Genomic DNA, 14,645 nt, shown 5'->3' with positions numbered 1-14,645 from the left:
ACCGCCCATCTGCTGCGGCATCTGCTTCAGTACACATCGCGCCGGTACCGCCCCTCGTCGATCAAGGCGTTCAGCCCTTCTTCGCCGAGCAGCTCGGTCAGCGCGTCATCCACACCGGTGGCCATGCCGTCATAGCTGCCGCAGACGTAGATGACGGCGCCCCGGGCCAGCCAGGCCTGGAGCGGCTCGGCGGCGGCACGCAAAGCATCTTGCACATAGCGGTGCGGGCCTTGGCCGGGGGCCAGGTTGCTGGCATCGCGAGCGTCGCGCGAGTAGGCGTAGTCGGCGCGTGCGATCTGGCCATGGGCCTGCCAGACGCAGACCTCGTCTTCGGCATAGGAGTCGTGCGCGCGGCGGCGTTCACCAAAGATCAGCCAGTTGTCAAACTGGCCCTGGGCAATGCGCTGGCACAGATGGCCGCGCAGGCCGGCGTAACCCGAGCCATTGCCCATAAAGATGGCGGGCCGCGCATCACCGACCAGCGGCGCAAAGCCGGGGTTGTCGACCAGGCGCAGTGCAATGCTGCTGCCCAGCGCCGCATGTGCGGTGAGCCAGCCCGAGGCCAAGCCCAGCTGCGGAGCGGCGCCTGGCTGCTCGCGCAGCGTTTGGCGTACATAGAGGCGCATGCGGCCATCGGCGGGCAACGAGGCCAGCGAGTAGCTGCGCGGGGCGAGCGGGTGGAGCTGGTCGGCCACGGCCTGGGCCGATGTGGCGGGGGCCGAGAGCGTGGGCAGCTCGCAGGCGCTCAGTGCATCGCGCAAGCTGCTGGCGCTGCCGCGCCACTGCACGGCGGCGCTGCCATCGAGCTGATGCGCCTGCAGCCAGGCATCGACTTGGGCGGGCGCCTGCTGGGCCTTGACCTCGACCAGGCCACCGGCCTGCCACTGCAGCGCTTGCTCAGGCGCAAAGCCCAGCTCCACCTGGTAGAGCGGCTGGCCGCTGCTGCCGGGGTTGAGGTGGTGGCGGCTGAGCAACTGAGCGGGTGCAAAGACGGCGTCGGGTGCGTCGGAATCGGCCACGCTGGCAGCGGTGTTGACTGCCACAGTGGCGGGTTCCGCGTTCACGCCCCAGTGCGCAGCCAGTGCCTTCAGCCAGGCTTGCCATGCGGCGTCGTCCTCGGCATCCATGGTGATGGGGGCAAACACGGGCTGGGCCCCCAGGCGCTCGAGCTGCGCGGCCAGCGCCAGGCCAAAGCCGCAGAACTGGCCGTACTGGCGGTCACCCAGCGCCAGCATGCCAAAGCGCTGGTGGGCCAGCGGCGTGCCTTGCGTTTGCTGCAACAGGCGCGCCAGGCGGCGGGCGCTGTCGGGCGGCTGGCCTTCGCCAAAGGTGCTGGCCACCCACAGCAGCTGCCTATGCGGCTGCAGCTGGACCATATCCAGGCTGGCGGCGGGCAGCAGCTGTGCGGCCAGGCCCGCGCTGCGCAGGCGCGCGACGGTGCGCACCGCCAGCTGCTGGGCATGGCCGGCCTGGCTGGCGTAGACCACGGCCATGCTGGCGCCGGTGTTGGCGCCCCTAGTTGGTCCTGCCTGCGGGCCATCGCCCGCCAGCAGCGCGCGCTGGGCCTTGGCGGCGGCGCGGGAGCTGCGGCGCCTCTCCAGGTAGAGCAGCCAGCCGGTAATCGCAAACAGCGGCATCATCAGTGCCGCGACGGTGACGATGATGCGGCCCGTCAGCCCAAAATAGGTGCCGGTGTGCAGCGGGTAGATGGCAGCCAGCGCGCGGCGGCCGGCGGGCAGATCGGCAAAGCGGTCGTCGCGCTGCACGCTGCCATCCAGGCTCAGGCTGAGCTGGTTGCGCGCGCGGTCATGCGGGGCGCCGGCGCCCCACCAGCTGAACTGCACAGGCTGGTCGGCGCGCTGGGGCAGGCGCATTTGCGCAAACTGCCAGCCGCTGGCCAGCTGTGTAAAGCCTTGCCAGGCGGGCTCAAGGCTAGCGGGCTCGATCTGCAGCGGCGGCGCCTTGCGGGCGGCTTCTTGCGCGGCCGATTGCTCGGCCCGGGCGGCTGCGCGGGAGGGCGCGCCCATCCAGCGGTCCACGGGCGCGCGCACCGCATCAAAGGCCCAGTACATGCCGGTCAGGGTCAGCATCACATAGACGACCAGCACCCAGGTGCCAGCCACCGAGTGCAGGCCCCACAAAAACGGCCGGCCCTTGCGCCGCACATTGAAGGTGAGCCAGCTGCGCCAGGACAGCGGCTTGGCTGGCCAGCGCAGGTACAGGCCCGAGAGCGACAGCAGCAGCAGGCACAGCGAGAGGCTGCCCGTTATCGGCTTGCCATCGTCGCGCGGCAGCAGCAGCCAGCGGTGCAGGCGCTCGTTCCATTCAAAGAACTCGCGGCCGCTTTGCGCTGGCAGCTGGGCGCCGGTGTAGGGGTGGAGGTAGACGCTCTGGCCCCGGCGCTCACCTTTCTCGGGCGCAAAGGCCAACTGGGCGCTGCGCCCGGGCTCGGCATACAAGGTGATGCGGTCGATACGGCGCTGCTCACCGCTGGCCCGCACTGCCGCCAGCAACTGGGGCGGTGTCAGCGCCGGGCTTGGCTGCACCGGCACGCTGGCGGTCCCCGGGTTGGCCCAGTCCAGCACCTCGTCCTGGAAGGAATAGGTGGCGCCGGTGAGGCCAATGACGATCAGCACGGTGCCCGCAGTGATGCCGATCAGCCAATGGATCTGGAACCAGATATTTTTAAAACTCCACATGCTTGTCTTTGTTGTCTTTTGATACTGTCGGACTGCTCAAGCTTAAAAATCCACGACCGCGCGCAGCACGGCCTGGCGGCGCTCACCCAGCGACACATAGACGGGGCTGCCCGAGGAGCTGACATAGTTCTTGTCGAACAGGTTCTTGACGTTGAGCTGCAGCTTGACCATGCGGCCGCTCCAGGGGCGCTCCCAGCTGACAAAGCTGTCGGCGACGGTGTAGCCCGCGTTATTGAAGCTGTTGGCGGCATCGCCCGCGCGGCGGCCCACATGGCGCAGGCCGGCGCCGGCACGCCAGCGGCCACTGCTGCTGGCTGCAAAATCATAGGCGGCAAAGAGCGAGGCGGTGTGGCGCGCCACATTGGCCAGGCGGTTGTCCTGGTATTGCGGGTCGTCGGTCACAGCGGCATCGGTGTAGGCATAGGTGCCAATCAGCTGCCACTGCTTGCCCAGGCGGCCAGCGGCATCGATCTCCAAACCGCGCGAGCGGGCACCGCCTACGGCGCGCGCATAGCTTTGGCCGTCGATGGTCTCGTTCACCACCACATTGCGCTTGCGGATGTCGTAGAGCGCAGCGGTCGCGGTGATGCCAGCCGGTGACTCCCACTTGGTGCCCAGCTCCCAGGCCTTGGCAGTCTCGGGCGGCAGGGTGCCGATGACGCTGCCAATGCTGCTTTGCGGCTTGAAGGACTCGCTGTAGCTGCCGTAGATGGACCATTCGGTACTGGGCTGCCAGACCAGGCCTGCGCGCGGCACGAACTTGCTGCCGTCCGATTCGCTGCCTACCACAAAGGGCCGGCCCTTGCCCGCGATCTGGTCGTAGTGCTGCCAGCGCCCGGCCAGCTGCAGCAGCCACTGGGGCGAGAGGCGGATCGAATCCTGCGCAAACAGCGCCTGCTGGCGGATCTTGTCGCTCTGGGCGCTTTGCGCCTCGTCGATCGTGGTGGCATTGGGCAGGTTGCCGTAGACCGGGTCGTAGACATTGAAGCCGCCGCTGTTGCTGCCCCGGATGATGTCGCGGCGGAAGATATTGCTGTCTTCGGCGTCGAACCCAGCCAGGATCTCGTGCGTCATGCCGCCCGCCTGCAGCTTGCCTTCGAGGTTGATCTGGCCGACATGCTGCTGGCTCAATGCGCCGCGCGTGCCATCGGGCCGGCGCGTGAGGATGCCGGTCGTGGGGTTGAGCGATACCGGCCGGGCCTGGTAGTCGTCATAGCGGTTGCGGTTGTAGCTGTAGGCAGCGTTGAGCTTCCACTGCGAATTCAGGCTGTGCTGGGCCTGCACGGTGAAAAAATCCGAATCGCCCAAGGTGCGGTTGTAGGCCTCGTCCAGGCGCTCGCGGCGGTCGATGGCCACAGGCCGGCCGGTGCGGCTGTCGATCACGGTGCCCCGGTCAAAGGGCTGCTCGTAGTCGGTGTGTTCATAGGACATGCGCACATAGGTGTCGCGCCCATACCAGGCCAGCGACGGGGCGATGACGGTCTGGCGGTTCTTGCCAAAGTTGCGCCAGTAGTCGACATCGCTGGTATCGGCGATGAAGCGGTAGGCCAGGCCCTGCTCGCCGATGGGGCCTGTCAGATCGAGCGAGGCACCGCCGCCGCCATAGCTCGACAGCGAGGCGCCCACCTGGCCGGCAAAGCTGAGCTGGGGCTTTTTGGTGACCATATTGATCACGCCGCCCGGGTCCATTGTGCCGTAGAGCACCGAGCTGGGGCCCTTGAGCACCTCGACCCGCTCGGTCGTGAAGGTGAGGTTGCGCGCCAGCACGGTGCGGATGCCATCGCGCAGGATGGAGCCATCGCGGTTGAAGCCAAAGCCGCGCTTGATCACCGCATCCTGCGTGCCGCCCAGGGTATTGGCCTGGGTGATGCCGCTGACGTTGTAGAGCGCCTCGTCGATGGAGCGCACCTGCTGGTCCTGCAGCACCTGGGCGGGCACCACGGCAATGGCCTGTGGCACATCGCGCAGCGCGGCATCGCTGCGGGTGGCGGTGGTGGCGCGCTTGGGCTGGTAGCCCACTTCCTGCGCTTTTTCTTGCACGATGACCTGGGGCAGCACGGCTTCAGCGGCCGGAGCGGTGGTGGCGCTGGTGGCCGTATCCGGCGCGGTTTGTGCCACGGCGGGCCAGGCGGCAATCGCCAGCGCGATGCTGCTCAGGCAGGTCAGCGGGTGGAAGGGGGCGGAGCGGGCGGTGGTGCGAGAAGGGGTCATCAGAGGGTCACAAAACAGGCGAAGCCATCGGTAAAAAAGACCCGCATCAGGTGTTGCGAGTCTTGTTTTACAAAGGCGGGTAATAGGTGGATCAGAACGCGTAGCGGCCCTGGACGTAGAAGGTGCGCGGCGCGCCGACCATGCGGCCGGGGTTGCCGTCGACATTGCGGGTGTAGTAGCGGTGGTCGGCGATGTTGTTCACGCCGACCATGATTTCGCTGCCCTTGTACTGCGGCACCTTCCAGCTGACCTGGGCGTTCCACAGGCGGAAGCCGGGGATGCGGCCCACATTGGCATTGGCCGATTCGGCCTCGGTGTTGGCCAGGTCCGAGTACTGCTTGCTCTGGTGCGTGCTCGACAGGTTGAAGCCCCAGGCATCGCGCTCATAGCGCACGCCGACGGTGTCGGTGTTGCGGGAGTAGAAAGGCACATCGAGACCGGCGGTGGTGCCCGATTTCTGGATCGCCTTGGTGTAAGTGTAGTTGCCATACACCGTGGTGCCTGCCAAGGCGCTGGCCTTGTCAAAGCTGTACTCCAGCGCCAGCTCCAGGCCCTGGTGCTTGGTGGCGCCGATATTGGCAAAGGTGACGGGCACGACGCCGGGCGTCTGCAGGATCTGGTTGTCAAAGCGCAGGTCAAACACCGTGGCCTCGGCGCGCCACTGCTTGTCTTGCCAGCGGGCGCCGAGCTCCTTGGTCTTGGCCACTTCGGGGCGCAGAGGGTTGGCCGCCGTTTGCGAGTTCAGCTGGATGTTCTGCACCGGGCCAAACGAGGTGGTGTAGTTGGCAAACAGCGTGAGGGCCGGGTTGACCAGGTAGGACACGCTGACCGAGGGCAGCCACTTGTTGTTGCGCGTGTCAAAGCTCTGCGCGCCGCTCAGGTCATCGCGCTCCGACTTGATGTGCTCAAAGCGCAGGCCCGGGGTGATGCGCCAGGCGCCGATGGCGATGCGGTCATCGATATAGCCGGCATGGGCATCGGTGGCGTTGTCGAACGAGGTGGTGGCGCCCATCACATTGGTGGACAGGTTCAGCAGGCTGCTGTTGTCGTCACCGCGCTCGCGGATGTAGCGGTAGCCCACGGTCACATCATGCGTGCTGCTGCCCAGCGCAAAACGCTGGGTGTAGCGGGGCTCGATGCCCAGGGTCTGGTAGTTGCGCGGCTGGTAGTTGATCTGGGTCTGCGCGGCATTGATCAGGCGGCTCGAGCGCGCGCTGTCGTTGTAGTAGGCGCGGATCTCGAACTCCTGCGTGTCCGAGATGGTGTTGATATAGCCCAGGTCCAGGCCCTTGCGCTCGCCGTCCCAGCTATCGGTGGGGCGGGTGTTCTGGAAGGGGTTGGCGTTGTACTGGGCGACCGTGAGGCCCCCGGGCGTGTTGGAGCGCACATCGTAGTAAGACAGCTTGCCGTAGACCTCGGAGCTGCCCGACAGCGCGTAGCGGAACTTCAGCGCCAGATCGTTCAAACGCTCATCGCTGTCCTTGCGCCATTCGGAGCCCGTCATGCCCGAGTACAGCAGCGCCCAGCCCAGGCCGTTGTCCAGCTGCGAGCCCAGGAAAGTGCTGTAGAGCGTGTTGTTCTCTCCGCCCTTGCCAAAGCCGTTGTAGCGCAGGGTCACGTCGCCGGTGATGTCCTTGCTGGTGGGGATGGCGCGGGTGTTGAAGTTGATGATGCCGCCGACGTTTTGCGGGCCGTAGCGCACCGCGCCGCCGCTGCGCACCACATCGATGGATTCGATATTGGCCAGGCTCACCGGCGCAAACGACAGCTGGGGCTGGCCGTAGGGCGCCACGGCCAGCGGCACGCCATCGAGCAGCACGGTCGAGCGCGGCGAGTAGCGGCCGGTCAGACCGCGCACCCCGATATTGAGCGACACCGCGCTGCCGGCGGTGCCAGAGTTGTCGCTGCTTTGCACGCCGGGGATGCGGCGCATCACATCGCCAATGCTCGACGCACCGCTGTTCTCGATCACGTCCTTGTCGACGATGGTGCGAGCCCCGGCAAAGGTCTTGAGCTGGTTTTGCAGACCGCTGCCCAGCAGATCGCCCGAGACCTGGATGGTCTCCAGGGTGCTCTCTGCCACTGGCGCGTCATCGGCAGCAGGCGCGGCTGCCGTCTGGGCCAGCGCGCTGGCCGCTGGCGCCAGGCTGATCAGGACGGCTGCTGTGATCTGGCTCAGGGCCGGGCGGGGGCCCGATGGCTTGCGCGAAGTGCGGGTGGATGCGGACATGGTGAGGGCAGCAAAAAACGAGGCGGGCACAGCACAACGGCGCCAGTCAGGGGCGCCGCAGCGTGGTTGGCCAGGGGATGAGTGTTAGGAATGAGAACGAATTGTATTTAAAAGCGTGGCGGCTCCTGCAGCTATCGCAGCGCCTGCGGCCTAAAAAGCGGTGATCCAGTGTGAATACCTACTTGTGGGGTGTGTATGTATGTTGCTTTGGGGCAACTACGCGGGGCATCTCCTTACTCGTAGCAGGGTGCCGGGCAGCGCTGGGATGGGGAAACCGCACTGCATCAAACTTGCGTTTAAGCCCGCCATCAGATGGCGGCGGCAGCTGGCTTATGCGGGCATCCAATCGGCCTGCCAGCGCGCCGCCAGGCGCTGGCTCAGCTGCAAGGGGAGGCCACCCTGGTCAAAACCGACGACGGTGATCTGCTCGGCGCAACGGGGGCGCTCGGGCACCTGGGCAAAGCGGCCATCGGTCAGCAGCCAGACATAGGCATGCACGGGGCCCTGGCGGCGGGCGCGCTGCAGCAGGCGCTCGAGCAAGGCAATGGCGCTGGCCAAAGGGCTGCCGCCGCCGCCGCCAATGGGCCGGATCCAGCCCTCGTTCCAGGCCTGGGCCTTGGCCCCTGCCTGGATCACATAGGCGCTGTCGCCGCTAAAGCCCAGCACGCAGAGCCGGTCGCGCTGGCGGTAGGCCTGGTCAGCCAAGGCCTGCAGGTAGCCCTTGGCGCGGGCGAGTTGCTGGCCGCGCAGCATGGAGGCCGAGGTATCAAGCAGCACGCAGTGCATGAGCTGCGCGCCGGCGGGCTGCTTGCGGTAGCGCAGGTGCGGGCGCGCCAACTTGGCCTGGCCTTTGGCGGCCAGGCTGCGGGGCCAGTCAATGCGCTGGCTGGCCGTTGCCAGCAGGCGGCCGGCGCGCTGCGTGCTCTGCGCGCGCCCCAGCTTGGCCTTGCCGGCCAGGCTGGGGCGCGTCAGGCTTTTTTTGCGGTAAAGGGCCGCAGGGCCTTGACGGGCTCGATACCGGTATGGCGCGGCGCGGCCATGCCGCCCCAGCCATCGGGCTGGTTGCGCTCGGCGTTGGGGCTGCTGCTGGCGGTGTCGGCATGGCCGTTTTGGGGCTTGGTCTGTGCCTGGTTTGGCTGTTGCCGCTGCGGTTGTTGATGTAGGTCTTGTTGATCGTTGGCCTGGCCACTGGGCGATGGTGGCTGCGCCGCATCGGCACTGCGGCGGTGGGCCAGCGCCAGCTCGGCCACGGCCTGCACATCGGCCAGGCTGACCTCGGCGTGGCCCGCCAGCGCCGCCTGGGCGCGCGCGGCGCGCAGCATCACCAGGTCGGCGCGCACGCCTTCGGCGCCCGATTGCTGGCACAGCTGCGCCACGGCATCTAAGATGGCCTCGGGCCAGGCCACCTGGGCCAGGTGTTCGCGCGCGGCGGCAATCTGCTCGCGCAACTGGGCTTGGGCCTGTTCATGGCGGGCGCAGAACTGGGCGGGGTCCGCATCAAAGGCCATGCGGGCGCGCACAATGCGCTTGCGCGTGTCCACATCAGGCACATTGGGCAGGCGCACAAACAGGCCAAAGCGGTCCAGCAGCTGCGGGCGCAGCTGGCCTTCTTCGGGGTTCATCGTGCCGATCAGTGCAATGCGCGCGGCATGCTGGTGCGAGACGCCATCGCGCTCGATGCGGTTGGTGCCGCTGGCGCTGACATCGAGCAGCAAGTCCACCAGGCCATCGGGCAGCAGGTTGACCTCGTCCACATACAGGATGCCCTGGTGCGCCTGGGCCAGCAGGCCGGGGCGGAACTGTACGGCTGAGGACTGTAGTGCAGCTTCCAGATCCAGCGCGCCTTGCAGTTGTTCTTCCGTGGTGCCCAGCGGCAGATTGACAAAATGGCCGCTGGGCAGCAGCTCGGCCAGCGCGCGGGCGCTGGTGGATTTGGCGGTGCCGCGCGGGCCTTCCACCAGCACGCCACCCAGTTGCGGATCGACCGCCAGCAGCAGCAAGGCCTGCTGCAGCGCGGCTTGGCCCTCAATGGCGCTGAAGGGAAAATGCAGATCGGTGGGGGCGCTCATCGCATCTCCAGCAGGTGTTCGGTCTCGAGCAAATGGGTCTCCAGCAATTGGGGGTAGTCGCCAGGCGCTTGCCACAGGCCGCGCTGTATGGCTTCGAGCAGGCGCTCACACATGCCGTGGAAGGCCTGCGGATTGTGCTGCTGCATAAAGGCGCGCGTGGTGTCATCGGCGACAAAGGCATCGGTCACGCGGGCGTATTGGTCGTCGCGCACCACACGGGCCGTGGCATCAAAGGCAAAGAGGTAGTCCACGGTCGCGGCAATCTCGAACGCGCCCTTGTAGCCATGGCGCTGCACGCCCTCGATCCACTTGGGGTTGGTGGCGCGCGCGCGCACCACGCGGCTGATCTCTTCTTGCAGGCTGCGCATGCGCGGCGAATCAGGGTTGCTGTGGTCGCCAAAGTACAGGGCCGGTTGCTGGCCGCTGTAGTGGCGCACGGCAGCGGCCATGCCGCCCTGGAACTGGTAGTAGTCGCCCGAGTCGAGCACATCGTGCTCGCGGTTGTCCTGGTTGTGCAGCACCAGCTGCATCTCAGACAGGCGCCGCACAAAGGTCTCGGGCTCCTGGCTGCCATCGTCGTGCTGGCCGTAGGCATAGGCGCCCCAGTTGCGGTAGGCGGTGGCCAGGTCTTCGTCGCTTTGCCACTGGCCGCTGTCGATCAGGCCCTGCAGGCCGGCGCCATAGCTGCCGGGCTTGGCGCCAAACACGCGCAGGCCCGCTTGGTGGCGCGCCTCCTTGGCGTCCAGCCCTTGCTGCAGCAGCAGCGCGGCCTCGGCCAGCACGCGGGCGCGGATCGGGTTTTGCGCAGCGTCTTCGTCTTCCAAGGCCGCCACTTTTTGCACGGCGGCATCAAACAAACGGATCACATTGCTGAACGCATCCCGGAAAAAGCCCGAGACGCGCAAGGTCACATCGACCCGGGGCCGCCCCAGCACATGCAGCGGCAGCACCTCAAAATCGCTGACGCGCCAGCTGCCATCGGCCCAGGTGGGGCGCACGCCCATCAGCGCAAAGGCCTGCGAGATATCGTCGCCACCAGTGCGCATGGTGGCCGTGCCCCACACCGACAGGCCAATGGTGACCGGGTATTCGCCATGCTCCTGGGTGTAGCGCTCGACCAGCAGCTGGGCAGATTTGAAGCCCATGCCCCAGCTGGTTTGCGTGGGGATGGCCCGGGTATCGACCGAGAAGAAATTGCGGCCGGTGGGCAGCACATCGGGCCGGCCGCGCGTGGGCGCGCCGCTGGGGCCAGCGGGCACAAAGCGCCCCGCCAGGCCGCGCAGCAGTTGCTGCAGCTCTTGCGGGCCGCAAGCGGCCAGGCGGGGGCGCAGATCCTGCTGCACACGCGCCAGCACGGCATGGGTGTGACCTTGGCTAAGGTCTGCCAGCGCTGGCGGCAGCGCTGCGCCGGGTTCCAGTATTTGCAATGCCAGCAGCTCCAGGCGCTCGCGGGTATCGCCGTGGTGGCGCCAGGCTTGGTCAGTCAGATCCTGCAGCAGGCTGGGGCGCGGGCCGGTCCAGGCAGCGGCCCAGTCGGCATCGAGCGGGTCAAAGTCCAGGCCCAGATCGCGGGCGAGGGCGCGCACCAGGCTTTGGCTCGCACCTTTGCCGCCACCGACGGGGTGGCGCGCCAAGGCGAGCAAGGTGTCGGTCTCCAGCCGGCCGGCGGGCGAGACGCCGAAGATATGCAGGCCGTCGCGGATCTGGCTTTCCTTGAGCTCACACAGGTAGGCATCGGTGCGGTTGAGCAGCTGCTGCTCTTCCTCTTCGCTGCCGGGGGCCTGCAGGCCCAGGTCCTGGTGCAGGTCGTGCTGCACGATGTGGCCGAGGATCTGCTGGCGCAGGATTTGCGCGCGCTTGTGGTCCAGCGTGGCGGCCTCGTAGTACTCGTCCACCATGCGCTCCAGATCGCGCGTGGGCCCGTAGCTTTCGGCGCGGGTGAGCGGGGGCATCAGGTGGTCAATGATCACGGCCTGAGCGCGGCGCTTGGCCTGCGTGCCTTCGCCGGGGTCATTGACGATAAACGGGTAGAGGTGGGGCAGGGGGCCCAGCACCAGATCGGGCCAGCAGTTGGCCGACAGCGCGACGCTCTTGCCGGGCAGCCATTCGAGGTTGCCGTGCTTGCCCACATGCACCATCGCATCGGCCTGCCACTGGCTGCGCAGCCAGTGGTAGAAGGCCAGGTAGTAGTGCGGCGGCACCAAATCCGGGTCATGGTAGGCGGCCAGTGCGTCGAGCTGGTAGCCGCGTGCCGGCTGCACGCCGACAAAGATATGGCCCAGGCGCAGACCGGCCACCATGAAGCGGCCGTCGCGCAGCATCGGGTCTTGCGCGGGCGTGCCCCAGCGTTCGGTGATGGCCTGCTGGTTTTCGGCGGGCAGGCTGTCAAAGTACTGCAGGTAGTCGGCCAGGCTCAGGCTTTGCCAGGCGGCGCGTGTGGCCCAGGAGTCGGGCGCATTGGTGATGCCTTGCTGCAGCAAGTCCATCAGCGCCTGGCTGTCTGCGGGCATCGCATCGACGGCATAGCCATCGGCCGCCAGCGCACGCAGGATCTCGATGACCGACGCTGGTGTATCCAGCCCCACGCCATTGCCAATGCGGCCTTCGCTGCTGGGATAGTTGGCCAACACCAGGGCCAGGCGCTTGTCGGCATTGGGCTTGCGGCGCAGCTGGCACCAGCGCTGGGCGAGTTCGACCACAAAGCCCATGCGCTCGGGGTGGGCCTGGTACTGCACCACATCGGACTGCGTCAGATCGCTGCGGTGCGACAGGCCCTTGAAGCTGATGGCCCGCGTGATGATGCGGCCATCGACCTCGGGCATCGCCACATGCATCGCGATGTCACGCGGCTGCAGGCCATGGGTGCTGTCCAGCCAGGTTTGCTCGTTGCTGCCCGACAGGATCAGCTGCAGCACGGGGATATCGCCTGCCAGCGCATGGTCGCCGGGGGTATCGAGCGAGGCCTGCGAGAACGCGGTGGTGTTGAGGATCAACGCTACGTCTTCGCTGGCGCACAGCGCCTGCAAGGCAGCCAGGCACCCGGCGTCCTTGAGCGATTGCAAGGCCAGCGGCAGCGGGTTCATGCCCTTGGCAAGCAGCGCCTGGCACAGGTCGGCAAACACCTGGGTGTTGCCCGACTGCAGATGGGCCTTGTAGAACAGCAGCATGACCACCGGCGCGCCGGGCTGCCACTGCAGCGGGCCGGGTTGCTGCCAGGTGACGACCGTGGCCTCATCACTCGCGGGGTGGTAGACGGCCACCGCCGGCAAGGGGCGCGGGGGCAGCGCCGCATGCGGGCCGCCCAAGAGGCCATGCCAGACAAAGCGGAACAGCTCGCGCGCATTGGCCAGGCCCCCTTCGCGCAGGTAGCGCCACAGGCTGCGGCAGTCTTGCTGCGCCACCGTGCTTTTTTGCAGCAGGTTCAGGTCTTCACTGCTGTCGCCTGAGAACATGGCCAGCGCAATCTTGTGGGCGCGGCACAGCGCCATGACGCGCTCGGTGCCATAGGGCCAGTAGCTCTCGCCGCCCAGGTGGTCGATGATGATGACTTTGGCATGCTGCAGCACCTCATCGGCATACAGATCGACCGATGCGGGCTGGCGCAGGTACATCAGATTGGCCAGCCGGACGCTGGGCAGTTGCTCGCCATCCATGCCGGCCCGCAGCTGCTCATAGGCTTGCGCCAGCAGGGCCAAGGTGGTGTCTGCGGCGCTCAGGATCACGATGTCGGCCGGGCTTTGGCCCAGGCTGGAGACAAAGGCCTCGTCGTCGACAAAACCACCGGGCTGGACCGCGAGCAAATGCATCAGAGCGCTCCGACCGGGCTGGCAGCGAGCTGGGCGCGGATGGCCGCCTCGTCCAGGTCATGGCCGATAAAGACCAGGTGGCTTGCGCGCTTTTCATCGGCGCGCCATGGGCGGTCAAAGTAGCTGTCAAAGCGCTTGCCCACGCCATGCACCACCAGGCGCATCGGCTTGCCGGGCAGGGCCACAAAGCCCTTGATGCGGTAGACGGTCTGCTGCGCCACGACCTCGGCCAGCTGGGCCAGCAGCGCTTCGCGCTCCACCTCGCCCAGCTGCACGACGACCGAGTCGAAATCGTCATGGTCGTGCTCGTCATGCACATGGCCGGCTTCGTGCTCGTGGTGGCCCTTGCGCGATTCGATGCTCTCTTCGGACGCGCTGGACAGGCCCAGCACCACATCCAGGTCGATGCGGCCATGGTCGGCAGCAACGATCTTGACGGCGGGCGGAATGTCTTCGCGCACCAGGGCCTCGACGGCCGCGCGGTCGGCGGCGCTGGCCTGGTCAAGCTTGCTCAGCACCACCAGGTCTGCCGAAATGAGCTGGTCTTCAAACAGCTCATGCAGCGGCGACTCGTGGTCGAGGTTGGGGTCCTGCTTGCGCTGCAGATCGACCGCAGCGGGGTTGGCGGCAAACTGGCCGGCCGCAGCGGCGGGCACATCGACCACGGTGATCACCGCATCGACCGTACAGGCGTTCTTGATCTCGGGCCAGTTGAAGGCCTGCACCAGGGGCTTGGGCAGGGCCAGGCCGCTGGTCTCGATAAGGATATGGTCGATATCGTCCCGGCGCTCGATGAGCTTGCGCATCACGGGGTAGAACTCTTCCTGCACGGTGCAGCACATGCAGCCATTGGCCAGTTCATAGAGCTGGCCGGCCTGCTCGCCGTTCTCGTCATCGCAGCCAATGCCGCAGCCGCGCAGGATCTCGCCATCGATGCCCAGCTCGCCAAACTCATTGACGATCACCGCAATGCGGCGGCCGTTGGCGTTGGACAGGATATGGCGCAGCAAGGTGGTTTTGCCGCTGCCCAGAAAGCCGGTGACGATGGTGGCTGGAATCTTCTGGCTGGTGCGCATGGGGGTGTCTCCAAATAAAAAGGGGCGGGGCTGCCGGGCAAGCCTGGGGCTGGGCCGCAAGGCGCGTTGCGCGGGGCAGTCTGAAACAAAAAGGGGGAGGCGGGGCGGGGGCAGGGGCCGGCGCTGGACGAGTGCTGGCCGCCTAGCGGCCGCATCCCGCCAACGGCCAGGCCAGGCCTGTGCGCCACAGCGCAGGGTGCAAGGGCAGCGCCAAGCGGCGGCTGGGGGCAGGTGTCTGCATGGGAACTCCAGGAAAAGCGCGTCCTAGGCAAACCAGCGGGCTTGATGCCGGTGAGAGCTGGTTCGGGGGTGGCTTGGCACAAAGGTCTGACTTGGCAGCGCAAGGCGCGGGGCGAGCCCGGGGCCTGCGGCAGCGATACAGTGGCGCGACCGTGCCGGATTGTCACCGGCTTCTTTGCGAACAAGTGCGGGCCATTCTACTGCGTCCGCGGGCTTGGCTGGGGGCGCCGGCATGGTGGGTGGCATGGCTTCTCGCTGATCTGGGACACCGATTGGCGCGAGTCTTCAGCAAGCCCTTGTTGATGGCTATCAAA

7 protein-coding genes are annotated in these 14,645 nt (G+C 67.0%); all 7 read right to left on the bottom strand.

The window, feature by feature from the left end:
- Nucleotides 1-26: 26 nt before the first annotated feature.
- Nucleotides 27-2,699 (bottom strand): sulfite reductase flavoprotein subunit alpha, encoded by a 2,673-nt coding sequence (locus tag N4T19_RS07260; protein WP_260719759.1) that lies wholly within the window; start codon nt 2,697-2,699, stop codon nt 27-29.
- Nucleotides 2,700-2,741: 42 nt separating this feature from the next.
- Nucleotides 2,742-4,910, bottom strand: coding sequence for a TonB-dependent siderophore receptor (locus tag N4T19_RS07255; RefSeq protein WP_260719758.1), 2,169 nt, complete (start codon nt 4,908-4,910; stop codon nt 2,742-2,744).
- Between the two features lie 91 nt (nt 4,911-5,001).
- Nucleotides 5,002-7,140 carry a TonB-dependent receptor family protein gene (locus N4T19_RS07250; protein WP_260719757.1) on the bottom strand — a complete coding sequence of 713 codons (2,139 nt, stop codon included), beginning with the start codon at nt 7,138-7,140 and terminating at the stop codon, nt 5,002-5,004.
- 330 nt (nt 7,141-7,470) lie between these two features.
- A complete protein-coding gene (locus N4T19_RS07245) occupies nt 7,471-7,977 on the bottom strand; it encodes a vWA domain-containing protein (protein WP_260719756.1) in 507 nt (168 codons plus the stop codon).
- Nucleotides 7,978-8,108: 131 nt separating this feature from the next.
- The gene (locus N4T19_RS07240; RefSeq protein ID WP_260719755.1) at nt 8,109-9,209 is read right to left on the bottom strand and encodes an ATP-binding protein; all 1,101 of its coding nucleotides are present in this window, start codon (nt 9,207-9,209) and stop codon (nt 8,109-8,111) included.
- Nucleotides 9,206-13,015: a cobaltochelatase subunit CobN gene (gene cobN, locus N4T19_RS07235; protein WP_260719754.1), complete on the bottom strand. Its 3,810-nt coding sequence runs from the start codon at nt 13,013-13,015 to the stop codon at nt 9,206-9,208. The genes N4T19_RS07240 and cobN overlap by 4 nt, the downstream gene beginning before the upstream one ends.
- Complete coding sequence (gene cobW, locus N4T19_RS07230) at nt 13,015-14,091, bottom strand: cobalamin biosynthesis protein CobW (RefSeq protein WP_260719753.1); 1,077 nt, start codon at nt 14,089-14,091, stop codon at nt 13,015-13,017. Before cobW ends, cobN begins: the two co-directional genes overlap by 1 nt.
- Between the last annotated feature and the right edge of the window lie 554 nt (nt 14,092-14,645).

Source organism: Comamonas squillarum (genome assembly GCF_025309455.1).
Lineage (GTDB): Bacteria > Pseudomonadota > Gammaproteobacteria > Burkholderiales > Burkholderiaceae_C > Comamonas > Comamonas squillarum.
Note: the sequence above shows the minus strand (reverse complement) of the source record. Positions and strands in the feature narration are given on the sequence as shown.